Raw genomic sequence first — 22,703 nt, 5'->3', positions numbered from 1 at the left:
CGTACATCACTTAGATACGCGGAAAAGGGAATCATGACGCAAGAATCCGGATTAATCTGAAATTTTTTCTTCGAGCCGGAATTCGCATAGATTCCGCGATTAGTCCGCACCCGGGCGAGTAGCAGGAACCTGGCTCCAAGCACCCTCCAATGCGGACCATATGCTGTCGTCCATTAACGAAGTGGGGGTAACGGAGACATGCAGCAATGAATGGTCCTCGGCATTCAGCAGTTCCTTGCTCACGGAACTGCTGTCCATGGAGCCTGCGCCTTCCCAAAGCCCGATTTCCAAGGAATACTTTTCAGGTTCCTGCTTCATGTACCGCTGTACCAATTCGTCTGTCGAAACCCGATTGGACGATGCGATGCCCCGAAAATTCCAGATGTTCAGGCGGTCAACCACGTTCAGAAGCTGCCCGTAGTCTTGGCCGGAATCAGGGCGTCCCCTTGGATCTCCGTTGGCAGGTGATCGCACATCCATGGTGAGCACCGGACCGGTTTCGTCCAGACTTCCAGCCACTTTCTTCATGATCGAGGTGACTGCGTTTGACCGCCATAGGTAGATTTGCTCTGACGTGGAATCAATCGTTCCGTCAGCAGACCTCGGCCAATCAGGGCGCTCGCTGAACTTCGCAAAGTTCTCCAAGTCATCCTCGCCGAACGTGTAGCTGGGAAACATCAGCTCCGTGACGTTGATGCCATCGGGTGCATAGCGCCGAACGGCTTCACTAACCAGCTCGACAAGCCTGGTATCAAGTCCATCCTCTTTCCACGCCGAGATACTTGCCCAGTTCTTGGAAGGATGCCCCTCGGAGTTGATTCCTGCTAGCGATGGACGGCGCTCCAGCTCTCTGCCCAGCAACGTATCGATATTCAAGTAGATTGTTCGAGGTCTACCCTGCTCATCGCAGCGGAAGGCACTAATCGCTTCAGCAACATAGTCCCGCCCGGTTTGCGTGACTTCGCTGGATTCGACATCGCGTTGGGCTGGCCAGGGGAAAGCCACCCAGTCGAGACGTCCAATGGAGAGCGATACTCCTGTCGCCCTGACCGAATTTAATCGACGGGCAATTTCCGGGATACGGGCAGGATCTTCGGCGGTAATATCTTCAAAACCGACGTTCACAACTCTGGAAAATCGGGGAAGTTGGGTGTCTGTCTTGGAGTGGCGCATGCCGAGGTTGTCTCCTGGGGAACTGGTGCCCTCTGCGCGAGGGGAATCTTGGCAGGCATGCTGCGGAGGCATCGGCTCGACCACCGTGGGGTCCGGCGTCGGGGTCGGTTGATGCGCTGCAGAAGTGGGGAATCTGGTCATGTAGCAAGCAGCCGCCAGCAAAAGAAAAGTCACCAAGCCCGCTATGGCTGCCATTGCCAGTTTCCGGCGTTGACGCTGCATCTTGGCCGCGCTCATGATCCGCTTCCAAGAATGGCAGAGAACTCACCGCTGGAAATGACACCGGTTCTTTGCAGCTTGTTCCATTTGGCGGGCCTCCCGCGGATCTCAAACGCTACCGCTGCGAGCATGGTGAGCCCCATCCCCGTGGCATAGAACGGCCATAGCGGTAGGGTCCACAGGTTCGCCAAATCCCTCCATGCAGTGTTCAGCGCAATGCCAAGAACCACCGAAGCCAGCGTGATTCCGATGCCAATCCAACCGACCACCATCGCGGTGCGACCAATTAAGGTTGCTTCTTCTTCGCCGCCGAAGGTAATCAGCCCGGCCGGGATGAAATAGAGCAATCCGGCAAGCACCAGGATCTGAGCCAGTGGCACCACCACCATCGTGAGAAAATTGAACAGCAGGAACACTCCGAACGGCCCGAACCGGGGGTTGCCGTGCATCCGCCAATGTATCTTGATCGATTGCAGCAGGCCCCGTGCCCAGCGGACTCGTTGCTTCCACAGCGCCTGCAGCGTAGAAGGTGACTCCGCCAAGACAATCGCGCGTGGTTCAAAAGCCACACGATACCCGGCACCATAGAAGCGCCAGGTCAATTCCAAGTCCTCTCCAACCGTATCGGTGCGGAACCCGCCAAGATCCCTGACCAGATCAGCACGGAATGCACCTATATTCCCGGAAACTACCGGCAAGCAATGAATCAGGGACAACGCCCGCCGAACAACCCCCGTTCCCAGATGCGAAAGGACCGAAAGCATCTTGGTCAGCACCCTATCCAGGTTTACAGGCCGGTCGTCACCGCAAACCGCCCCCACCTTCACATCGCGGAATCCAGTGAGCAACCACGGAATAGTCACCGGCGAAAAAATTCCGTCGGCATCGACAAAAACCAGTATCTCTCCAGTCGCGAGGGCAATTCCACGATTAAGTGCCGCGCCTTTGCCGGCATTCTCCTGGCTGATGGCCTGCACCAGGCGATGCTCTTGAGCCAGCTCACGCATCAGCCGTGCGGTGCCATCGGTGGATCCGTCATCGACAATCACCACTTCAGCGAGGTTTCCCTTGCTTCGGACAATTGATTCAACGCAGGCGCGCAATACCACTTCCTCGTTATAGGCCGGGATGATTACCGATACCCTGTAGTCCGGGATCTGCCCGAAATGCCTCGACGCCCGGGTTCGACGGCGGGGCCGCAGAATAGTGTTTGCCGGGCTGCCAGGAGGCAATGACGACAGCTTCCCGTAGCGGGTGAAAAGCAGACCCCGGCGGCATTCGAAAAGCAACGCCAAGGGGATCAACCCCAGCTTGAGCACACCGACGGAAAGGATGACTGCGGTCAGTGTGTAATAGCCAAGAACGAGTGCCGAACTCATGCACAGCCAACTTGCGCTGTGGACGCCACCCCGAGCAAGCGCAATGCAGCATCCAGCAGTTCCGGCGCGGACTGGCTATTGGCTCCGAAACGGGCATTGACCTCGAGCACCACCGGTTGCCCATCGCCACCCAGGCGCACGTCCATGTCTACCGGCCCGACCAGCTCCAGCGACTGCACTGCATTCTTGGCCACCCACGCAACATGAGCGGCTATTGGATCATTCGACTCGCAGCGGCGCACCGATACTGCGTTGCCCACGAGCCCCTCGCGCAGCTCGGTCTTCTCCACCACCACGCAGACCTCGATCTCCCCGGAATCAGGGTTCCTGAAGATCATCGGCGCGAATTCGCGTCCGGGGGCAAAGCGCTGCACAAGATCCCGCGTACCAGCCGGTACGCGGCCTGCCCCGAGGTCTCCTGCCGTAGCCAAGCGGACGCCCCGTCCTCCGCGCGATACGCGTGGCTTGATGATGATCTGCTCTTCCGGGCTGAACTGCGCCAAGGCTTCGCCACTGCCAGCGTTGATCCGGGCAAAATCGGGGACGGGCACGTTATCCCCTCGCAAAGTCAGCATCGTGTAGTACTTGTCGTCGCTGATCAGCACGGATTCTTTCGAGGAAATCAATAATCGGGCTCCGGCCGATTCCAGCAGCTCTCGGATACTCTCTGCCGAAAGCACCGGGAGTTCTTCGCTGACGGTCGGGATAACCAGTTCAGCTGAGTGCTGGAGAACAATCTCTTGAAGCCGAGTGGGGTACTGCTGGTGACCGGCTGCTGGCACCTGGTGGAAGGCGTCGAGCAGCGGATCAGTTATCGGCACCATGTCAGCGCCGATGACGCTATGTCCTCGCGCGTGCAGCTGGCGCGCAAGCGAGCTTCCTGCTGGACCTCCGACCCCGGTGACTAGGATCTTCATTAGAAATCTCCCACTGTGGTTGATACGAGGCGCATTACTTCAAATCCTTCGGCCCGCTGCTGCTTGACCTGGTTGCCACGGAAAGTAGCCATGGACTCGATCCGCGCACGGGTCATATAGGGCTTGTTCCGCTGATCGGCATGTAGCTTGATGGCTTCGACCTTGACGTCGGTGTAGTTCTCGACGTCAACGAAGAAGCTTGGAGAGAAATCATTGCCCACCGAGGGGCTCTCGAAGCAGAGTATGGAGGGCAGTCGCCTCCCGGCGCGCATTACTGCACGGTGCACCGCCTCATGGTCTTGGTGGATATCAGTAGCAGAATGAGTCAGCACGACATCCGGTCCGAAAGCAGCGATTTCCTCCTCGATCGCTGCAACCATCAGGTTGGAATTCTCCGACAGCCGCGTATCGCAAAAGGACCGCACCGTATGGGACTGGGCACCCAGGTAACCGGCTCCGCGTCGGGCTTCTTGAATCCTGCGAGGAGCATGTCCGCCACTTTCACCCTGCGACATGACCACGATACGAACATCATGGCCGGCATCCACCAATTTCGCGATGGTCGCACCGCAAGCCAGCTCGACATCATCAGGATGTGCTCCGACTGCCAGGAAGCGTCTCGGACGGGTGTTGTTCTGAGGCCTTCGTTGCAGCGTCAACATGGACAGGCAGAAAATCAACAATGAGATGGCCATCATTATGGCCACGACTGCCCCGATGTCCGACTGCCCTTGGAAGAGAAGATGCCAGCAGGCCGCGGCTACGAACACCAAGTTGCCAGCAATCCAAGCAACAAGGATGGTCTTGTAGTGCGTAAAGTCACGCACCAGCCATCGTCGTCCCCGCCGGCTCAATGCACTGAAGATCGCGGTTATAGAGGCCACAATGCCGAAGATTGCGAGTGACATACTCATGACGTTCTCTTTCTATGGAGCGTTCAGAAGCGGATCCTTTGCGTTCTTGGCTCTGGTCCTCCTGATAGCGAAGAAAGCCGCATCCCCATGCTGCGCCCGGATTGCTGGGAGATTCCTAAAGCGCATGCTTTCATGCCATCAACGAGTGTCCATTCGATGGATCCATAGAGTTAGAGGGCGCCTGGGTTCACTTCGTGACGGCACTTTCGCAGGAAATCCGAAACTGCGTGTCGGCGAGCAAGCAATACCGATGGCAGTGAGAGCTACAACTGTTAGCTCACTAATGGTTTCAACCGAGGTCCTAGATTCTGGTGACTCATCGCTGCAGGTTCACAGTGCGGAGGGAACCAGACCGGCGAAGTTCAGATGAGAACACCGGGCGGAGAGGCCATCAGCAACGCACCAAATAATCCGGCCGGTTGAGTCAAGCTCAGGACGGTCTGAAACAGCTGCCCGTTTTTTGCACATCGTCCAGATACGCAAAACGCCCGACCGGAAAATTAATTCCAGTCGGGCGTATGCGCGAACTATCTGCAAGAGCCTAGACGATCGGTCCTACGACGATCGCAAGAGCCTGCTCCGCGAACAGTTCACAGCCTCATTCGAATCCTAGGCTTTAGCCATGTCGGCGGTTGCTGCGCCGAGAAATCAGCACACCAGCAGCTGCCAAAAGGAGTCCAGCGATCAACACGTACATCGCAGTGAAACCTGTGTCCGCAAGCTTGTCATCCTTTTCAGATGGCGGCGGAGCTTCGGCTGAGCCTTCAGCCGGAGCTGCCTTCTGAACGAGATCTTCCTCGGCTTCATCGGATTCAGTAAGTTCCGTAGGATCCACAGTCGGCTCAGTCGGGTCAACTGGCTCAGTCGGGTCAACAGTCGGTTCCGAAGGCTACCTCATCTGCTGTCCTCTAAACCGCGGTTCAAGGCCCCGGTCCGGCGCAGGTCCCCGAGCGCCGAAAGCACTTCAATCCGCGGTGCTGGGAGTTGACGGGTACCGCTTGCTGGACTCGGAGCCTCATCACGCTCGGCCGGACGCTGATCAGCTGGAGAACCGTTGGCATGCCGGCGCCAATGGGCATAGGTCTTGAGCCCGAAGGCAAGGAGCACAGCCATGAGGATTGCGCCGAAGACCAGCGACACCTGGACCACTTCGCCCAACGCCAGATCGTCGACTTCTTTGCTCATAATCGAAGCAGCAGTAATCGCGTTCATACCCATTTCCTGTATTCAGAGTGACGGCTGCTCTATCCCCATAGTGCTGACAGTCTATGAGCTGGGCAGCCCAATCCTTTAACGCCACATCCAATCGATACCTGTTTGTTATGCGCCAGGGAAATAGCCTGCGTACCACCGGTGAATACGCTGCGAATCTGCGGTAGCCAAAGCACGCCGGGGCTATCATTGCCCACGGCGCGGCAGAGCCCCCGTCCTGCGGACAGGGGCTCTGCGAGGTACCGGTTCCTAGCTCTCGCGGCGGATCAGCTGACCCGTTGGATTCTGGAAGTCCACGTCGGTCCCGGCAATGATGGACCGGCGGACCACGCCGCTTAGCGTCTTGCCCTGGTACGGGGAGATCGGGTTCTTGTGGTGCAGCTTCTGAACGTCCACCTCGAAGGTGTCCTCCGGAGCGAAGACCGCGAAGTCGGCATCCTTGCCTTCCTCGATGCTGCCCTTGGCGCTCAGGCCGGCAAGCTTCGAGGGATTCACGCCCATCCACTGCACAACCTGTTCCAGCTTCAGTCCGCGCTTCTTCGCCTCGCTCCAGATCAGGGGCAGGCCCAGCTGCAGCGACGCCACTCCGCCCCAGGCCACGCCGAAGTCGCCGTTCTCCACATCCTTCAGATCGATGGTCGATGGGGAATGATCCGAAACGATGCAGTCGATGACGCCTTCCTCCAGGCCCCGCCACAGCAGCTCGCGGTTGTCGTTCTCGCGGATCGGCGGGCAGCATTTGAAGGCGGTGGCGCCGTCGGGGATTTCCTCGGCCAGCAAGGTCAGGTAGTGCGGGCAGGTTTCCACGGTGAGCAGCACGCCCTCGGCCTTCGCCTCGCGGATCATCTGGAGCGCATCCGAGCTGGACAGGTGCAGCACGTGGGCGCGCACTCCGGTTGTGCGGGCGCGTTCGATCACCTGCGCGATGGCGGTGTTCTCGGCATCGCGCGGGCGCGAGTCCAGGAAGCCGGCGTACTTGCCGCCCACCGGTTGCGGGGAGTTGCCGATGATATCGGAGTCCTCAGCGTGCACGATCATCAGCGAGTCGAAGGACGCCAGTTCGGCCATGTCCTCTTCCATCTCGCCAACACTCAGGGACGGGAACTCGTCGACGCCCGAATGCAGCAGGAAGCATTTGAAGCCGAAGACTCCGGCTTCGTGCAGCTCGCGCAGATCCTTCTTGTTGCCCGGGATGGCACCGCCCCAGAAGCCGACGTTGACATAGGCGTTCTTGGAAGCGGCCGCGCGCTTGATTTCCAGCGCTTCGAGGTTCACCGTGGGCGGGATGGAGTTCAGCGGCATGTCCACGATGGTGGTCACCCCGCCGGCAGCGGCGGCCTTGGTCGCCGACTCGAACCCTTCCCATTCGGTGCGTCCTGGCTCGTTCACGTGCACATGGGTATCAACGAGTCCGGGCAGCAGGACCTCGTCGGAGGCCACCTCGATGACGCGCTCTGCGGCCAGTCCGGCACCCAATTCCTGCACGGCGACGATCTTTCCGTCGCGCACGCCGATTTCGCGCGGGCCAATGCCCTGCGCGGTCAGCACTTGCTGGCCGCGCAGCACCAGGTCATAGGTTGTTCCGGTGGCGGTGGGGGAGGATGTGCGGCCAACAGCTTCGTTGATGCTCATGAGGTGTTCCTACTCGTTAATTGCTAGGTGTTCTTGGGGCTCGGCAGCTCTATGCCAAGTCTAGGTTGTTGTGGCGCGGGGCACACCCGTATTGGTGAACCGGTGCCCCGCGCCAAACTTTGCGGGTTGCAGGTCAGCGACGACTGCCCTTTCACGCACCCACGGTGGCCGAGGCTGCCATCGGCACCAACGCGGTTGGTGCATCGGCGGCGTCCAAAGCCAGGTCTTCGAATTCATTGACTGCATCCAGCTGCGCGCCCATGGCGATGTTGGTGACCTTTTCCAGAATCACTTCCACCACAACTGGCACCTGGTGCTCTTCGGCCAGCGCATTGGCCTGCGCGAATCCGGCAGCCAGCTGGCTGGGATCCTCGACGCGCACGGCCTTGCAGCCCAGGCCCTCGGCGACCTTCACATGGTCCACGCCGTAGCCGTTGGTTTCCGGGGAGTTGATGTTATCGAAGCCCAGGGACACGTGGTAATCCATCTCGAAGGCGCGCTGCGATTGGCGGATCAGTCCGAGGTAGGAGTTGTTGACCACCACGTGCACGTACGGCAGCTTGAACTGGGCGCCGACGGCCAGCTCCTCGATCATGAACTGGAAATCGTAGTCTCCGGAGAGGGCCACGACCTTTTCCCCCGGCTTGCCGCGCACGACGCCCAGGGCGGCCGGTCCGGTCCAGCCCAGCGGGCCGGCCTGTCCGGCGTTGATCCAGTTGCGCGGCTTGTAGACATGCAGCATCTGCGCGCCGGCGATCTGGCTGAGCCCGATGGTGGACACGTAGGTAGTGTCCTGGCCGAAGGCGGCGTTCATTTCCTGGTAGACGCGCTGCGGCTTGATCGGCACGTTCTCGAAGTTGGTCTTGCGGTGCCCGGTGGACTTGCGGGCGGTGGCCTCGTTGGCCCAGGCCGAGTAGTCCGGCAGGGTGCCGGCGGCCTTGCGCTCGCGCACGACTTCCAGGATGGCCTCGATGGCGGCGCCGGCATCCGAGGTGATCCCCAGGTCCGGGGAGAACACCCGGCCGATCTGCGTGCCTTCGATATCCACGTGGATGAATTTGCGTCCGGCGCGGTAGGTGGCCAGATCCCCGGTGTGGCGGTTGGCCCAGCGGTTGCCCAGGCCCAGCACCATATCCGATTCCAGGAAGGTCTGGTTGCCGTACTTGGTGTGCGTCTGGATGCCGACCATGCCCGACTGCAGGCGGTGGTCATCCGGGATGGCGCCCCAGCCCATCAGGGTCGGGGAGACCGGGATGTCCAGTTCCTCGGCGAGTTCGACCAGCTGCGCGCTGGCGTTGGCGTTGATCACGCCGCCGCCGGCAATGATGATCGGCTTGCTTCCGGAGAGCAGCAGGTCCACGATCTTCTCGGCCTGGCCGCGCGTGGCCTTCGGCTTTTCCACCGGCAACGGCTCGTAGGCATCGATGTCGAAGTCGATCTCGGCCATTTGCACGTTGATCGGCAGGTCGATCAGGGCCGGGCCCGGGCGGCCCGAGCGCATGATCTGGAAGGCCTTGGCGAAGGTGCCCGGAACCAGTCCCGGCTCCAGCACGGTCGAGGCGTACTTGGTCACCGGCTTGGCGATGGACTCGATGTCCACGGCCTGGAAGTCCTCCTTGTGCAGCACATTGGTCGGGGCCTGCCCGGTGATGCACAGCATCGGGATGGAGTCGGCGATCGCGGCGTACAAGCCGGTGATCATGTCGGTGCCGGCAGGACCGGAGGTGCCCAGGCACAGGCCGATCTTGCCAGTGGCCCGCGAGTAGCCGTCGGCGGCGTGGCTGGCCCCCTCGACGTGGCGGTGCAGGGTGTGGCGGATGCCGCCGTGAGCCTTCATGGCCGAGTACAGCGGGTTGATCGCGGCTCCTGGCAGGCCGAACGCCTCGGTGGCGCCCTCCTTGGCCAGGATCTGGACGACGGCGTCGATTGCGCGCATCTTAGGCATGGGAATACGTCCTTTGGAACGAGAAGAAGAAAAGAAGGATACCTACGGCGGGAAGCCAAGGTGCATGAGTCACCACAACGCCGCTTCCTTGAGCACCAGCTAGCGGCGATGAACTGGAACAAAGCCCATTGCGCAGCGGATACGGCGCGTCGGGCCCCTGCCGTGTACCAGGGGTCCGGCGGCACCGGAGCGTAGCCGGTATTGCGCGGCCGCTAGCTGAAGAAGCGGGTTACCTAGTTGTCCCCGCCGTAGGAAGATTTGGTGGTGCTAGGCAGGGACCGGGGCGTCGATCTTTCCGGCCAGGCGCTGCACCCCGCGGAAGAGGCCCGAATGGTCCAGTGCCCCGTCGCCGGAAGCCACGGTGGAGGTGACCAGCTGGGCAACCAATGCTCCCAGGGGCAGCACGACGCCCGCTTCGCGGGCCGCGGAGGTCACGATGCCCATGTCCTTGTTGTGCAAGGCCAGGCGGAAGCCCGGGGCGAATTCGCGGTCCAGGATCTTCTGGGCCTTCTGGTCAAGCACCTTGGAGCCGGCCAGGCCGCCGCCGAGGACCTTGATGGCCGCGTCGGTGTCCACGCCATAGGCTTCGAGGAAGACCACGGCTTCGGACAGGGCCTGGATGTTGGCCGCAACGATCAGCTGGTTGGCCGCCTTGACCGTCTGCCCCGAGCCCGAAGGGCCCACCAGCACGATGGTCTTGCCTACGGCTTCGAGCACAGGTTTGGCGGCCTCGAAGTCAGCCTGCTCGCCGCCGACCATGATGGACAGCACGCCCTCGATGGCGCCGGCTTCGCCGCCGGAAACCGGGGCATCCAGCGGGCGCAGTCCGGCGTCTCGGGCCGAGGCCGCAAGCTCGACGGCCACGTCGGGACGGATCGAGGAGTTGTCGATCCACAGGGCTCCGGCCTTCGCATTGGCGAAGACGCCCTCCGCGCCGAGGGTGACGGCCTGGACATCCGGGGAATCCGGGACCATGGTGATGACCACGTCCGCATTGGCCACGGCTTGCGCGATGGAGGCGGCCTTGGTTCCGCCAGCGGCGGCCAGCTCATTGCCGGCCTTGTCGCTGCGGTTGTAGCCGGTGACGTGATAGCCGGCGTTGACCAGGTTCTTGGCCATCGGCAGGCCCATGATGCCCAGTCCGATGAAGGCGATGTTCTGCGACATGTGATTCTCCAAAAATTCTTGTGCGAAAAGGTGTTCTCTAGACTGCGGCGCTGCTGCTGGCGTTCTGGAGCCAGTCGAAGGCGGTGGCCGCTTCCTGCTTGTACTCCAGGGCGACCTTGCCGGTGTAGCCCAACTCGCGCGAGCGCTTGATCCAGTCCTGCAGCGGCAGGTCCCCGGTGCCCGGAGCTCCGCGGCCCGGCGCATCGGCGATCTGGATATGGCCGAAGTCCTTGGCATGCGTTTCAATGACGGCGGCGACGTCATCGCCGTTGACTGACAGGTGGTAGAAGTCGGCCAGCAGCGCGATGTTCCCTTCGCCCTGGGCCTTGACAGCCTCGACGACTGCAAGCGCCTGGGCCGCAGTTTTCAGCGGGTAGGCTTCCGTGCCGGAGACCGGCTCGATCAGCACGGTGCCGCCGACCTTGGCCACGCCCTGGGCCGCGGCCACCAGGTTCTCCAAGGCCAGCGCATCCTGGGCCGCCGGGTCGGCGCCCTCGATGCGGTTTCCGTACAGGGCGTTGAAGGCCTTGCAGCCGGTAGCTTCGGCGATCGCCACTACCGCGTCGACGTTGTCCTTGAATTCGGACTCGCGCCCCAGCCATGAAACCAGTCCGCGGTCGCCTGCCGGCATGTCTCCGGCGAAGAAGTTCAGTCCGTCCAGCTGGACGCCGGCATTGGCCAGCGAGGCGAGAAATTCGTCGACCTGCTTGCCGGAGGGGGCGGCTTCGCCAAATGGCCACCAGAATTCGACGCTGTCGAAACCCGCCTGCTTGGCGGCATCCGCGCGCTGCAGCAGCGGCAACTCGGTGAGGAGGATCGAGCAGTTCAGAGTGTAGGACACTGGATTTCCCTTCAAGAACACCTTCCAAAGATTCCGCTTTATGGAAGTTAGCTTTTGCTTTATGAAAACTCTAGGACGAGACGCCAATCACTGTCAAGAAGGTTTCGGGACGAAGTGCCGATGCGCGCAGAGTCGCACAGAAGGGCGCTGCAGTGGCATCAGGACAGGAATGGCGCCCGGTGCGATCCTGATAAAAGCAGGCTCATCAGCGGATTCCGAGAATGGAATAAAAGGCTCCGGAATCCGGCCAAAATACCATCTGGTGAAATTATCATTTTCTATTGCGGGAATGTGATCCAGTGCATACAGTGGTGGTTACTCACCTGGCACATATCTCGGAGTGACTTCCTAGCTCAGGAGCAGCCATGCTTTTTCCACCGTGCATCACGCACAGCGCACAGCGGCTTGCCGCTGCGCCGCGCCCGGCCATGCCGCTTCTCGGCTCGCCGGCCGAGTTCTACGTTAATTTCGGACAGCCGATCTACCCGTAAGCGGGCCCGCCTACCTGTCCTGCGTCCCCGCAGGCAGGCACGGGCCGTTCCCCTGAACGCTCCGCTTCCCCAGATCTGTCATCTTCCCCTGCCGCAGTGCGCCCGAATGCGCCTGCCCGGATGCATGACCCTTTGACAAGGATGTCCATCATGTCGCAAAAGACCCCTGAAATGGTGCCCGAGGCCGCACCGCAGGAAAACCGGCCCGCTATCGACCGGGCCAATCCCTTCGAGTTGAGCGCGTCGCTCTACAACCAGGACCTGGCACCAACCACCCGCTCCGGACGCACCTGGAGCTCTTACAGCATCTTCACCCTGTGGGCCAACGACGTGCACTCGCTGGGCAACTACACCTTCGCCATCGGGCTCTTCGCGCTGGGCATGAGTGGCTGGCAGATCCTCGGCGCGCTGGGCATCGGAGCGGTCCTGCTCTTCGCGCTGCTGAACTTCTCGGGGTTCATGGGCGAGAAAACCGGTGTCCCTTTCCCGGTGATGAGCCGCATCGCCTTCGGCATCAACGGCGCCCAGATTCCCGCGCTGCTGCGCGGGGCCGTGGCCATTGCCTGGTTCGGCATCCAGACCTACCTCGCCGCCCAGGTCCTCGCCGTCATGGTGATTGCCGTGGCCCCGGGGTCCGCAGCCCTGGAGCAGACCAGCTTCCTGGGACTGAACGCCCTGGGCTGGATCTGCTTCGTCGCCCTCTGGGCGGTGCAGCTGGTCATCGTCAGCTACGGCATGGAGATGATCCGCAAGTACGAGGCGTTCGCCGGCCCGGTCATCCTGGCCACCTTCCTGGGCCTGGCCATCTGGATGCTCTTCGAATCGGGTTTCAACGTCTCGATGAGCACCGGCGAATCGAAGACCGGCATCGAGATGTGGACCGCGATGTTCGGCGCGGCCGCGCTGTGGGTCTCGATCTACGGCACCTTCGTCCTGAACTTCTGCGACTTCACCCGTGGCGCATCTTCCAAGAAGGCGATCGTCAAGGGCAACTTCTTCGGCATCCCGCTGAACATGATGTTCTTCGGCGCCATCGTGGTGGTCCTGACCGGTACGCAGTTCTCCATCAACGGCCAGGTCATCACCTCGCCGTCGGATATTGTCGGCGCGATCCCGAACACCTTGCTGCTGCTGCTGGCCTCCGCCGCCCTGCTGGTGCTGACCATCGCGGTGAACCTGATGGCCAATTTCGTGGCACCGACCTACGCATTGACCAACCTGCTCCCGAAGAAGCTGAACTTCCGCACCGCCGCACTGATCTCCGGAGTCATCGGCCTGGTCATCCTGCCCTGGAACTTGTACAACTCCCCCGAGATCATCAACTACTTCCTGGGCGGCCTGGGCGCGCTGCTTGGCCCGCTGTTCGGCATCATCATGGCCGACTACTGGCTGATCCGCAAAGCCCGGATCAACGTCATGGACCTGTACCGCTCGGATGCCGAAGGCACCTACTACTTCACCCGCGGCGTGAACTACCGGGCTGTCGGCGCACTGGTGATCAGCTCGGTGATCGCACTGGTGCTGGCCTTCGTCCCTGCCCTGCACATTGTCGGTCCGTTTGCCTGGTTCCTGGGTTCGAGCGCCGGTGCCCTGGCCTACCTGGCCTTGGCCAAGCGCCAGCACGATCTGGCAGACATCGATGGCGAGCCGATCGCCGTGGCACCAACCCACTAGGAAAACTCATGCGCATTCTGATCCTGAACGTCAACACCACGCAATCCATGACCCGCGCCATCGGGGATTCCGCCCGGCAGGTCGCCTCGCCCGGTACCGAGATCATCGAGCTGACCCCGGATTTCGGGGCTGACTCCTGCGAAGGAAATTTCGAGAGCTACCTGGCGGCCATCGCCGTGATGGACAAGGTGGTCCGCTACACCGAGCCATTCGACGCGGTCATCCAAGCAGGCTACGGCGAGCACGGCCGCGAGGGCCTGCAGGAACTGCTGGATGTCCCGGTCGTGGACATTACCGAAGCCGCCGCCTCCACGGCGCAATTCCTCGGCCACAAGTATTCGGTGGTCACCACGCTGGACCGCACGGTGCCGCTGATCGAGGACCGGCTGAAACTGGCCGGCCTGACCGACCGGCTCGCCTCGGTGCGCGCCAGCGGGCTGGGCGTGCTGGAACTGGAATCCGATCCGCAGCGCGCGGTAGCGGCCATCGTCGAGCAATCCCGCCAGGCAGTGGAGCACGACAAGGCCGAAGTGATCTGCCTGGGCTGCGGCGGCATGGCCGAGCTGGAGGAACAGGTGCGGCTGGCCACCGGCGTGCCAATTGTTGATGGCGTGCGCGCAGCGGTGACCATCGCGGAGTCGCTGGTCCGCATGGGGCTGAGCACCTCCAAGGTGCGCACCTACGCTCCCCCGCGGCCCAAGACCGTGAACGGCTTTCCCATGACTCCGGCGGCCGTCGTTCCGGCGGGTCTCTGAATGCCAAGCCAAATGGCAGGCTCAGCCCAGCGCGCTCACAGTCAGCCGTCCTAGAGTTATAAGTACCTCATGAAGGTGCGAGTGATGACAAAAGGAAACCCCGGTGCTTCGGCACCGGGGTTTTCTTCTTGCCCTGCTCTCCATCGAGGACCGGATTGGCCTAGGAGAATTCAGGCACCTTCGGCAATGCCATGTTCTTCGAGAAGAACTCGGCCAGTTCCGCGCGGGCAGTCAACGGCAAGACCTGGGCGACATACGTGTCCGGGCGGACGACAACCAGGGCTCCGGGCCGGTCGATCTTGCGCTCCGTGAAGATATCCTGATGCGGGATCGCGGCATAGACCTTCTCCCAGTCGGTGATCTGGACCTGGCCCACCTTCGGCATTGCCCGCACCCGGTGCGATAGCGCCCAGCACGAGGGCCGGATCCACGGCAGACCAGCCGATATCGTGCAGCAGCATGGCCAGCAGCACGATATTGGCACCGGCTTCCGGGTGATGGCCCAGCAGCTGATGGGCCATGGACACCGAATACAGGGTGTGCGCATAATTGCTCCGGAACGCGAGAAGCTCCTTGGCGTCCTCCCACCGCTTGCCCGCGGGCAGAAGGCTCCGCATCCACTCAGTGGAAGCCGCAGAACTTTCATCCGCAGACGCAGAACAGCCCTGCCCCCGTTGCGGAGGCAGGGCTGCGGCTGCGCATTCCTAGACGATCGCTTCCACGATCGGCATGTTCCCGTTGTAGAAGTTCACGGTGGAGCGGCGTGCTGCATTATTGGCCACCACATGGGTGATCACTTCGGCGACGTTCTCGCGCGAGGTCTGCGATGCCTCGCCTTCAACGTCTGCTCCGTTCACCTTGCCTGCCTTGTCAGCCAGCACCACGCGCTGGCTGGCCGGTTCCAGGGTCAGCGCCCCCGGGCCCAGGATCGTGTAGTCCAGCTCCGTGCCGCGCAAGTACGCGTCGGCGTCGTGCTTGGCCTTGGCATAGGTGTAGAACGAGTTGGCCGGATCCAGGCTGTCCACATCCACCAGGGCGCGGCTGTAGGAGACCATCACGAAGCGGTCCACGCCGGCCTGCTTGGCGGCCTGCATGGAACGCACCGCGGCATCATAGTCCACGGCGCGGGTGCGATGCTCGTTGCCGCCACCGGCACCTGCGGAGAAGACGATGGCGCTGGCACCGGAAAAGGCCTGGGCCAACTGATCCACGCCAGCGCTTTCGATGTCGATGACTACTGGGGTGGCGCCCGTGGCGCTGATGTCGGCTGCATGCTCCGGGTTGCGGATCAGCGAGTTGACCGCGTAGCCGCGCCCAACCAGCTTGGGCGCTGCCAGCAGGGCAACCTTCCCATGTCCGCCAATGAGAACTACTCGATTTTCTTCAGCCATGAACTGCTCCTTCTGATCGATGCTCGTATTCGGCACAACAAGGCCTGCCACGAGCCTATTCCCGGCGAGCTTTGGCGACGACTTTCTGAGTGCCAGCTTGATAGCGGTCATTTCGGCTGGCAATGGGCGTACGCTCGGGTTCATAGAATTCGCACTCGACCCAGGATGAAGCTCATGAAGCAGAGAACCTTGAACTTGGAACTGAGCAATGACCAATTCGCGGACCTGGCCAATGCGCTGGAGGACCACCGGGACTATTTCAAGAAACGCGCCGATGAAGCAACACTCGGCTTCGGGCTCGACACCGGCTACTGGCAGTCCCGTGCTGCCGAAGTCGAAGAGCTGCTCCAACTAGTCCTCAGCTCCGCCAAGCACGATCAGCATTAGCCCCGCCCCTTCCCCACCCAAGGAGCCAGCATTTTGCCCGCTGGAATTTTCACCATTGGACATTCGGCACGATCCATCGAGGATTTCCTCGCACTGCTAACGCAGTACGGAGTCACGAATGTTGTGGATGTCCGCAAACTGGCCGGCTCCCGCAAATTCCCGCAGTTCAATGCGGATGCCTTGGAAGCCTCCTTGAGCACAGCAGGAATCAGCCTGCACCACGAAGAAGCGCTGACCGGCAGGCGTCCTGTGAGCCGAAGCGTCGATTTCGCAGTCAACGCATGGTGGACGAACCGCAGCTTCCATAATTACGCCGACCATGCCCTCGGGGACGATTTCCTGCAGGCGCTCCAGCGGTTGCAGGCGCGGGCCGCCGGCCAGAAGACGGCGATCATGTGCGCCGAAGCTGTATGGTGGCGTTGCCATCGCAGGATCATTGCTGATCATCTGCTGGCCCGCGGTGCCGAGGTATTCCACATCATCGATGGGCATCCGGCCAAACCTGCCGAGCTGAGCCCGGGCGCGGTGATCGACCAGCAGTCGCGGATCACCTACCCGGCAGCCTGATACCGGCGCGCAAAACGGGCATCAATGGCAGCATCTGCGCCATGGCTCGGCTCATGCAATGAGCTGGAGGTGCAATTCATTACGCTGTCTGACGCAGCTTCCTCCATGCCTCCGGACACTAATTAAACAAGGCCGATGATCGTTATTTCTCCCTGAAATAGCCCAGTCAGCTGGGGCAAGCCTCAGCAAGAGCCGCATTTGCGGACGGTTCCGGCCTTAAATTCGCGCATTTGGGTGACTTAGCTAACACAAGAGACGTTTGGCTTAATTCGCTCAGATAAGGCTAAGCTAATTATCAGATCACTCAATAGCGCAACCAACGCCGGTTGCTGTCCGAAGAAGGAAAACATGGCCTCGATTAAGCTTCGCGCCGCTGCTCTGCTGAGCATCGCCGCACTGTCCCTGACCGCTTGCGGTTCCGCAACCGATACGGCTGCTGAGGCCAAGGCCGGCGACACCAAGACTGTCACCGTTACGGACAACGAAGGCGAGAAGACCGTCAAGTCCCCTGCGCAGTCGGTCGTTGCCACGGATAACCGCACCTTCGAGACCCTGGATTCCTGGGGCATCAAGCTCACCGCAGGCGCTGTCTCGCTGATGCCGGATACCATCTCCTACACCAAGGACGAGAACATCCTGGACTTGGGCAGCCACAAGGAACCGAACCTGGAATCAGTTGTCACCGTCGACCCTGACCTGATCATCAACGGCCAGCGCTACACCCAGCACGCCGCGAAGTTCAAGGAACTGGCTCCGGAAGCCGCCATCATTTCGCTGGACCCACGCGAAGGCGAGCCATTTGACGCTGAGCTGGAACGCCAGGTCACCACCCTGGGCGAGATCTTCGGCAAGCAGGCCGAGGCCAAAAAGCTCGTTGAGGACTTCGAAGCCGCCGAGAAGCGCGTCACCGATGCCTACGACAAGGACCAGACCGTCATGGGCCTGATCGCCTCGGGCGGCGAGCTTGGCTACTCGGCTCCTACCACCGGCCGCACCGTCGGCCCGATGTTCGACTTCCTGGGCCTGACCCCGGCGCTGAAGCTCGACGAATCCTCCACCGACCACGAGGGCGACGACGTTTCGGTCGAAGCCATCGCCAAGTCCAACCCGGACTGGATCATCGTCATGGACCGCGACGCAGCGGTTGAAGCCGACGGTGCGGACTACCAGCCGGCAAAGGACCTGCTGGAGAAGTCCGAGGCGCTGCAGAATGTCACCGCCTCGAAGGAATCCCAGGTTGTCGTCATGCCTGCTGACACCTACACCAACGAGAGCATCCAGACCTACACCGAGTTCCTGAATACTTTCGCTGACGCGCTGGAAGCTGCCAAGTAGCATTCCGGACACCCCAGCCAGCTAGTGGCGAAGCCGAATTCCGGCTTCGCCACTAGAGCTGTTTTCCCACCACTTATTTCCACGGCGGCATAATGACAAGCACGACCTCCCCAGCCCGGACCAAGAGCAAGGCCCTTTCCGGAAAACTCGCATTGGGCATCCTCGCAGTACTGGTGCTGCTGGCGTTCTCCCTGTTCACCGGCGTCTACGACATCTTCGGCATGGACGACGGCGCCATGATGTTCGCCGTCACCCGCATTCCGCGCACCCTTGCGCTGGTACTGGCCGGAGCGGCCATGGCCATGAGCGGATTGGTGATGCAGCTGCTGACCCAGAACCGTTTCGTGGAGCCGACCACCACCGGCACCACCGAATGGGCGGGCCTGGGCCTGCTGACCATGCTGGTGCTCTTCCCCAGCGCGTCGCTGCTGGCCAAGATGAGCGTCGCGATTGTCTTCGCCTTCATCGGCACCATGATCTTCTTCCTGTTCTTGCAGCGCATTTCGCTCAAGGCCTCGCTGACCGTGCCGATCGTGGGCATCATGCTCGGTTCCGTGGTCGGCGCCTTCTCCACCTTCTTCGCGCTGTCCACCGACAAGCTGCAGTCCATGGGCATCTGGCTGGCGGGTTCCTTCACCTCTGTGATCCGCGGGCAGTACGAGGTGCTGTGGATCGTGGCCATCGTCGCCATTGCCATCTACATCGTGGCCGACCGCTTCACCGTAGCAGGGCTCGGCGAGGAAATCGCCACCAACGTCGGGCTGAATTACCGCCAGGTGATGCTGCTGGGCACCGCGCTGATCGCGGTCGCTACCGGCGTGGTCACCGTGGTCATCGGCAACCTGCCATTCCTCGGCCTGATCGTGCCGAATATCGTCTCGATGGTCCGCGGTGACGACCTGCGCAGCAACCTGCCCTGGGTCTGCCTGCTGGGCATCGCGATCACCACGGTGTGCGACCTGATCGGCCGCACCATCATCATGCCGTTCGAGGTCCCGGTCTCCCTGATCCTGGGCGTGCTCGGCGCGGCCGTCTTCATCTTCCTGCTTCTGAGGCAGCGTAAAGTTGGCTAATCTCATGACTCACCCCGCTTTGGGCATCCACCACTCCGGCCGTTCTGCCGGGCCGCTGCCCACCAAGAAGGTCCGCAAACGCTACTGGATCACCCTGTCCATCATGATCGGGCTGGCCCTGTTCTTCGGGATCGGCTTGCTCGCCTGGGATAACCCCATGCCCTTTGGCTCCGACGGATTCTGGATCATCGCCAAGCTGCGCGCCAGCAACATCCTGACCATGGTGATCGTGGCCGCCTGCCAGTCCATCGCCACGGTGGCTTTCCAAACGGTGACCAACAACCGCATCATCACCCCGTCGATCATGGGCTTCGAAGCCTTGTACCGGGTGGTGCAGACCGGTGCGATCTTCGTGCTGGGCGTTGCCGGGGTGACCTTCTTCACCGGTGTCAGCCAGTTCGTCCTGCAAGTGGCGATCATGGTGGGCCTCTCGGTGGCGCTGTACGGCTGGCTGCTTTCGGGCAAGCTGGGCAACATCCAGATCATGCTGCTGGTGGGCATCATCATCGGCACCGGGCTGGGCTCGATCTCGACCTTCATGCAGCGCCTGCTGACCCCGAGCGAATTCGATGTCCTCACCGCACGCCTGTTCGGCTCGATGGCCAACGCCGACATGAGCTACATGCCCGTGGCCATCCCGCTGGTGGCCATTGCCGGCGGCTACCTGGTGCTGTCCTCGAAGAAGATGAACATCCTGGCCCTGGGCAAGGAAACCACCATCAACCTGGGGATCAACCACCGCCGCGAGGTCATGAAGACCTTGTTCTTCGTATCGATTCTCATGGCGGTCACCACCGCACTGGTGGGCCCGCTGACCTTCCTCGGCTTCCTGGTGGCCACCTTGGCCTACCAGCTGGCGGACACCTACGACCACCGCTACATCTACCCGATGTCCTTCCTCATCGGCTTCGTGGTCCTGGCCGGCGCCTACTTCGTCATGAAGAACATCTTCTACGCAGAAGGCGTGGTCGGCATCATCATCGAAGCCGTCGGCGGCATTACATTCCTGATCTTCATCCTGCGAAAGGGCCGGCTGTGATTACCCTCAATTCCGTCAGCAAGAAGTACAGCTCCACGGTCTCCATCGGCCCGGTCAGCTTGGAAATCCCCACCGGCGGCATCACCGCCCTGGTAGGCCCGAACGGCGCCGGCAAGTCCACCATGCTCACCATGGTCGGGCGCCTGCTGGGCATCGACCAGGGTTCCATCGAGGTCTCCGGCTACGACGTATCCAAGACCAACTCGAAGGATCTGGCCAAGATCGTCTCGATCCTGCGCCAGGAAAACCACTTCGTGACCCGCCTGACCGTGCGCCAGCTGGTGGGCTTCGGCCGCTACCCGCACTCCAAGGGCCGGTTGACCCAGGCCGATGAAGAGATCATCTCGCGCTCCATCGACTTCCTGGACCTGGGCGAATTGGAAAGCCGCTACCTCGATGAGCTCTCCGGAGGCCAGCGCCAGCGCGCCTACGTGGCCATGGTCCTGGCCCAGGACACCGACACGGTGCTGCTCGATGAGCCGCTGAACAACCTGGACATGAAGCACTCGGTAGTGATGATGCAGCACCTGCAGCGCGCTGCCCGCGAGCTGAACCGCACCATCGTGATCGTGCTGCACGACATCAACTTCGCCGGCCACTACGCCGACTACATCTGCGCAATGAAGCAGGGCAAGGTCGTCGAGTTCGGCACCCCTGATGAAATCATGTGCGATGAGGTGTTGACCAAGGTCTTCGAAACCCCGGTAAAGGTCATCCCGGGCCCCAATGGCCCGCTGGCGGTTTACTACTAGGCTCATTCCCCGCTGCAGCAGTCCGCTTGTTTCCGGGCGTCTTGGTCCAATGCGCAGCCGGCATGCGCTGGCAGTTGACCGGAATCATTCCCGTCAGCGATCAGCGCAGAAGCCGCCGTCAGGTGATGACGGCGGCTTCTCTTATACTGCCAAGATTCGTAGCGAACTTGCCAAGTCGCGATCACGCCTTGATTCTGGAGTCCTCCGACGGAATCAGCGCGCGCAGGTTATTTTCTGCGGCGTCCTGCGCCATAGTCAGCTCGAGCACCATTTCAAGGTTGGCCGACGGGACAACGACGAGCCCATCCTGATCACCGAAGATGCCGTCACCGGGGTTGCATACGACATTGCCGCAGGCCACCGCACGCCCGATGGTTCCTGGCCCGTATTTAAACGGTCCCGCAGGGTTAACACCCCTGGCGAAAACTGGCAGACCAAGTTCTGATAGGTCGGCAACGTCTCTAGTCGCGCCATCGATGACGACACCAGCGATGCCCTTGCTCACGCACAGTTCGCCCAAGATATCTCCGAAGCAAGCCCTGTTGGTTTCGCTATTTGCATTTATGACTAGAACGTCACCCTCACGAGCATCATCCAAAGCACGGTGGATCGCCAGATTGTCGCCTTCCCTCGTCAGGATCGGAAGCACGGAACCAGAAAGCGCCAAGCCCGTGGTGATTGAGCTCAATGCTGAATTCATGACTCCCATGCGCCCTTGCGCGTCCGCTATGAGCGCCACGGGAAAATGTGACAGCTTGGCGATGGTTTCCGGGTTTGGACGCTCCCACGCAGCGTTTATCTGCAGGGAATCTGTTGGGGCTGAGATGATCATTATTCTTCCTTTTTCTTGCTTTTCAGACCAAAGACACGAGGTTGAGTGCTGCTGAGGGCACCTTGCCCCGCAACGCACTGTCGATGGATTCGAATGCCTGGATGCCGGCAGCCAGGAATGCTTCGGCGCTTTGACCAGCAACGTGCGGAGTCAGGATGAGGTTGGGCAGCCCGGCGGCCGCTAGGACAGAATGTGGCAGCGGGTTCTTCATATCAACGCTTTCGCTCTGCAAGACGTCTAAAGCTGCTCCATGCAGGTGGCCGTTTTCCAGGGCCTCAAGCAAAGCCTGCTCGTTCACCAGCCCGCCGCGGGAAGTATTGACCAGAATGGCGCCCTGCTTCATATGCGCCAGCGCCTGGGTACTAATAATTTCTGCTGTCGAATCGGTTAGCGGCAGATGCAGGCTCAGCACATCTGACTGCGCGATGAGCGCGTCGAAATCCGCGGGGCCGGCACCGGCGGCAAGTATGTCGCTATCAGAGACAAACGGATCGTGCACTAGAACTTTCATGCCGAAACCTGTTGCAATCGCGTGAACCATCCTGGATATGCTCCCGTAGCCCAGCAATCCCAAGGACTTTCCATGCAATTCGAATCCGAGCATGTGGGGTTTGGCTTCAGACCAGCTCCCTTGGCTGACTGCTTGCACGCCGTAAGGCGTTCTGCGCGCTAGCGACAGCAGCAGCGCAAAAACATGCTCGGCCACTGCGCGGCTATTGCTTCCCGGTGTACTGGTGACCCAGATACCGGCACGCGTCGCCGCCTCGATGTCGACGTTGTCCGTGCCAACGCCATGACGAGCGATGACCTTGAGTTTCGGAGACGCTTCGATTTTTTCTGCATCGAAGATTTCAGCACGAAGCATGACTGCATCGATCTGCTCGCTGACGGATTCATATGCAACTGCATGCTCTCCGTACCCCTGGTACACAGTTCCCAAAGCGCTGAGTTTCTTCAAAGCTTCGGCATGGATGGCATCCGAAACATAAATTGCTGGCATTGGGTATT

General features: G+C 61.2%; 23 protein-coding genes. 9 read left to right on the top strand and 14 right to left on the bottom strand.

Annotated features, from left to right (window positions below; genetic code table 11):
- Positions 1 to 99: 99 nt before the first annotated feature.
- The 10 genes from AC1Z36_RS03890 to AC1Z36_RS03845 form a co-directional block, all read right to left on the bottom strand.
- Complete coding sequence (locus AC1Z36_RS03890) at positions 100 to 1,410, bottom strand: glycoside hydrolase family protein (protein WP_133833937.1); 1,311 nt, start codon at positions 1,408 to 1,410, stop codon at positions 100 to 102.
- The gene (locus tag AC1Z36_RS03885; protein ID WP_133833936.1) at positions 1,407 to 2,771 is read right to left on the bottom strand and encodes a glycosyltransferase family 2 protein; all 1,365 of its coding nucleotides are present in this window, start codon (positions 2,769 to 2,771) and stop codon (positions 1,407 to 1,409) included. The genes AC1Z36_RS03890 and AC1Z36_RS03885 overlap by 4 nt, the downstream gene beginning before the upstream one ends.
- A complete protein-coding gene (locus AC1Z36_RS03880; RefSeq protein ID WP_133833935.1) occupies positions 2,768 to 3,688 on the bottom strand; it encodes an ATP-grasp domain-containing protein in 921 nt (306 codons plus the stop codon). The genes AC1Z36_RS03885 and AC1Z36_RS03880 overlap by 4 nt, the downstream gene beginning before the upstream one ends.
- On the bottom strand, positions 3,688 to 4,602 hold the full coding sequence (locus AC1Z36_RS03875) for a PIG-L deacetylase family protein (protein ID WP_133833934.1): 915 nt from the start codon (positions 4,600 to 4,602) through the stop codon (positions 3,688 to 3,690). Before AC1Z36_RS03875 ends, AC1Z36_RS03880 begins: the two co-directional genes overlap by 1 nt.
- A gap of 616 nt (positions 4,603 to 5,218) precedes the next feature.
- A complete protein-coding gene (locus AC1Z36_RS03870; protein ID WP_133833933.1) occupies positions 5,219 to 5,437 on the bottom strand; it encodes an LPXTG cell wall anchor domain-containing protein in 219 nt (72 codons plus the stop codon).
- A gap of 59 nt (positions 5,438 to 5,496) precedes the next feature.
- On the bottom strand, positions 5,497 to 5,814 hold the full coding sequence (locus tag AC1Z36_RS03865; protein ID WP_133833932.1) for a hypothetical protein: 318 nt from the start codon (positions 5,812 to 5,814) through the stop codon (positions 5,497 to 5,499).
- 249 nt (positions 5,815 to 6,063) lie between these two features.
- Entirely contained in the window at positions 6,064 to 7,446 is a 1,383-nt protein-coding gene (gene allB, locus AC1Z36_RS03860; RefSeq protein ID WP_483561699.1) for an allantoinase AllB, read from the bottom strand.
- Between the two features lie 151 nt (positions 7,447 to 7,597).
- Positions 7,598 to 9,391, bottom strand: coding sequence for a glyoxylate carboligase (gene gcl, locus AC1Z36_RS03855; protein ID WP_483561698.1), 1,794 nt, complete (start codon positions 9,389 to 9,391; stop codon positions 7,598 to 7,600).
- Positions 9,392 to 9,658: 267 nt separating this feature from the next.
- Positions 9,659 to 10,570, bottom strand: coding sequence for a 2-hydroxy-3-oxopropionate reductase (locus AC1Z36_RS03850; RefSeq protein ID WP_483561697.1), 912 nt, complete (start codon positions 10,568 to 10,570; stop codon positions 9,659 to 9,661).
- Between the two features lie 25 nt (positions 10,571 to 10,595).
- Complete coding sequence (locus AC1Z36_RS03845) at positions 10,596 to 11,399, bottom strand: hydroxypyruvate isomerase family protein (RefSeq protein WP_483561696.1); 804 nt, start codon at positions 11,397 to 11,399, stop codon at positions 10,596 to 10,598.
- A 365-nt stretch (positions 11,400 to 11,764) separates the two neighbouring features.
- On the opposite strand from AC1Z36_RS03845, the gene AC1Z36_RS03840 reads away from it, so the two are divergent.
- From AC1Z36_RS03840 to AC1Z36_RS03830, 3 genes are all read left to right on the top strand, one after another.
- Positions 11,765 to 11,890 (top strand): hypothetical protein, encoded by a 126-nt coding sequence (locus AC1Z36_RS03840; protein WP_402471666.1) that lies wholly within the window; start codon positions 11,765 to 11,767, stop codon positions 11,888 to 11,890.
- A gap of 150 nt (positions 11,891 to 12,040) precedes the next feature.
- A complete protein-coding gene (locus AC1Z36_RS03835; RefSeq protein ID WP_286172183.1) occupies positions 12,041 to 13,564 on the top strand; it encodes an NCS1 family nucleobase:cation symporter-1 in 1,524 nt (507 codons plus the stop codon).
- A gap of 8 nt (positions 13,565 to 13,572) precedes the next feature.
- Positions 13,573 to 14,319, top strand: a complete 747-nt coding sequence (locus AC1Z36_RS03830) for an aspartate/glutamate racemase family protein (protein ID WP_133833927.1) — start codon at positions 13,573 to 13,575, stop codon at positions 14,317 to 14,319.
- Between the two features lie 160 nt (positions 14,320 to 14,479).
- On the opposite strand, the gene AC1Z36_RS03825 is transcribed toward AC1Z36_RS03830, so the two are convergent.
- Together AC1Z36_RS03825 and AC1Z36_RS03820 are read right to left on the bottom strand one after the other, a co-directional pair.
- On the bottom strand, positions 14,480 to 14,704 hold the full coding sequence (locus tag AC1Z36_RS03825) for a hypothetical protein (protein WP_208294249.1): 225 nt from the start codon (positions 14,702 to 14,704) through the stop codon (positions 14,480 to 14,482).
- Positions 14,705 to 15,023: 319 nt separating this feature from the next.
- The gene (locus AC1Z36_RS03820; RefSeq protein WP_105656618.1) at positions 15,024 to 15,710 is read right to left on the bottom strand and encodes an SDR family oxidoreductase; all 687 of its coding nucleotides are present in this window, start codon (positions 15,708 to 15,710) and stop codon (positions 15,024 to 15,026) included.
- A gap of 174 nt (positions 15,711 to 15,884) precedes the next feature.
- On the opposite strand from AC1Z36_RS03820, the gene AC1Z36_RS03815 reads away from it, so the two are divergent.
- The 6 genes from AC1Z36_RS03815 to AC1Z36_RS03790 all read left to right on the top strand — a co-directional run bounded on the left by AC1Z36_RS03815 (position 15,885) and on the right by AC1Z36_RS03790 (position 20,863).
- A complete protein-coding gene (locus AC1Z36_RS03815; RefSeq protein ID WP_105656406.1) occupies positions 15,885 to 16,097 on the top strand; it encodes a hypothetical protein in 213 nt (70 codons plus the stop codon).
- 33 nt (positions 16,098 to 16,130) lie between these two features.
- Positions 16,131 to 16,664 carry a DUF488 domain-containing protein gene (locus AC1Z36_RS03810; RefSeq protein ID WP_332488733.1) on the top strand — a complete coding sequence of 178 codons (534 nt, stop codon included), beginning with the start codon at positions 16,131 to 16,133 and terminating at the stop codon, positions 16,662 to 16,664.
- Between the two features lie 348 nt (positions 16,665 to 17,012).
- On the top strand, positions 17,013 to 17,999 hold the full coding sequence (locus AC1Z36_RS03805) for an ABC transporter substrate-binding protein (RefSeq protein WP_332488731.1): 987 nt from the start codon (positions 17,013 to 17,015) through the stop codon (positions 17,997 to 17,999).
- 92 nt (positions 18,000 to 18,091) lie between these two features.
- Entirely contained in the window at positions 18,092 to 19,072 is a 981-nt protein-coding gene (locus AC1Z36_RS03800) for an ABC transporter permease (protein WP_181148775.1), read from the top strand.
- 4 nt (positions 19,073 to 19,076) lie between these two features.
- Positions 19,077 to 20,111, top strand: a complete 1,035-nt coding sequence (locus AC1Z36_RS03795; protein ID WP_332488727.1) for an iron chelate uptake ABC transporter family permease subunit — start codon at positions 19,077 to 19,079, stop codon at positions 20,109 to 20,111.
- On the top strand, positions 20,108 to 20,863 hold the full coding sequence (locus tag AC1Z36_RS03790; RefSeq protein WP_105656411.1) for an iron ABC transporter ATP-binding protein: 756 nt from the start codon (positions 20,108 to 20,110) through the stop codon (positions 20,861 to 20,863). Before AC1Z36_RS03795 ends, AC1Z36_RS03790 begins: the two co-directional genes overlap by 4 nt.
- Before the next feature lie 181 nt (positions 20,864 to 21,044).
- On the opposite strand, the gene AC1Z36_RS03785 is transcribed toward AC1Z36_RS03790, so the two are convergent.
- Together AC1Z36_RS03785 and AC1Z36_RS03780 are read right to left on the bottom strand one after the other, a co-directional pair.
- Positions 21,045 to 21,695: an RraA family protein gene (locus AC1Z36_RS03785; protein ID WP_359195257.1), complete on the bottom strand. Its 651-nt coding sequence runs from the start codon at positions 21,693 to 21,695 to the stop codon at positions 21,045 to 21,047.
- Positions 21,696 to 21,717: 22 nt separating this feature from the next.
- On the bottom strand, positions 21,718 to 22,695 hold the full coding sequence (locus AC1Z36_RS03780; protein WP_483561695.1) for a hydroxyacid dehydrogenase: 978 nt from the start codon (positions 22,693 to 22,695) through the stop codon (positions 21,718 to 21,720).
- Between the last annotated feature and the right edge of the window lie 8 nt (positions 22,696 to 22,703).

The sequence above is a fragment of the Glutamicibacter sp. BS14 genome (assembly GCF_056934375.1).
This window is presented reverse-complemented; position numbering and strand designations above follow the sequence as displayed.

Coding starts and splice junctions, on each gene's coding strand:
- AC1Z36_RS03820 (WP_105656618.1), bottom strand. CDS start 15,710: ATGGCTGAAGAAAATCGAGTAGTTCTCATTGGCGGACATGGGAAGGTT.
- gcl (WP_483561698.1), bottom strand. CDS start 9,391: ATGCCTAAGATGCGCGCAATCGACGCCGTCGTCCAGATCCTGGCCAAG.
- AC1Z36_RS03805 (WP_332488731.1), top strand. CDS start 17,013: ATGGCCTCGATTAAGCTTCGCGCCGCTGCTCTGCTGAGCATCGCCGCA.
- AC1Z36_RS03890 (WP_133833937.1), bottom strand. CDS start 1,410: ATGAGCGCGGCCAAGATGCAGCGTCAACGCCGGAAACTGGCAATGGCA.
- AC1Z36_RS03785 (WP_359195257.1), bottom strand. CDS start 21,695: ATGATCATCTCAGCCCCAACAGATTCCCTGCAGATAAACGCTGCGTGG.
- AC1Z36_RS03865 (WP_133833932.1), bottom strand. CDS start 5,814: ATGAACGCGATTACTGCTGCTTCGATTATGAGCAAAGAAGTCGACGAT.
- allB (WP_483561699.1), bottom strand. CDS start 7,446: ATGAGCATCAACGAAGCTGTTGGCCGCACATCCTCCCCCACCGCCACC.
- AC1Z36_RS03885 (WP_133833936.1), bottom strand. CDS start 2,771: ATGAGTTCGGCACTCGTTCTTGGCTATTACACACTGACCGCAGTCATC.
- AC1Z36_RS03830 (WP_133833927.1), top strand. CDS start 13,573: ATGCGCATTCTGATCCTGAACGTCAACACCACGCAATCCATGACCCGC.
- AC1Z36_RS03835 (WP_286172183.1), top strand. CDS start 12,041: ATGTCGCAAAAGACCCCTGAAATGGTGCCCGAGGCCGCACCGCAGGAA.
- AC1Z36_RS03795 (WP_332488727.1), top strand. CDS start 19,077: ATGACTCACCCCGCTTTGGGCATCCACCACTCCGGCCGTTCTGCCGGG.
- AC1Z36_RS03875 (WP_133833934.1), bottom strand. CDS start 4,602: ATGAGTATGTCACTCGCAATCTTCGGCATTGTGGCCTCTATAACCGCG.
- AC1Z36_RS03780 (WP_483561695.1), bottom strand. CDS start 22,695: ATGCCAGCAATTTATGTTTCGGATGCCATCCATGCCGAAGCTTTGAAG.
- AC1Z36_RS03800 (WP_181148775.1), top strand. CDS start 18,092: ATGACAAGCACGACCTCCCCAGCCCGGACCAAGAGCAAGGCCCTTTCC.
- AC1Z36_RS03880 (WP_133833935.1), bottom strand. CDS start 3,688: ATGAAGATCCTAGTCACCGGGGTCGGAGGTCCAGCAGGAAGCTCGCTT.
- AC1Z36_RS03840 (WP_402471666.1), top strand. CDS start 11,765: ATGCTTTTTCCACCGTGCATCACGCACAGCGCACAGCGGCTTGCCGCT.
- AC1Z36_RS03825 (WP_208294249.1), bottom strand. CDS start 14,704: ATGCCGAAGGTGGGCCAGGTCCAGATCACCGACTGGGAGAAGGTCTAT.
- AC1Z36_RS03815 (WP_105656406.1), top strand. CDS start 15,885: ATGAAGCAGAGAACCTTGAACTTGGAACTGAGCAATGACCAATTCGCG.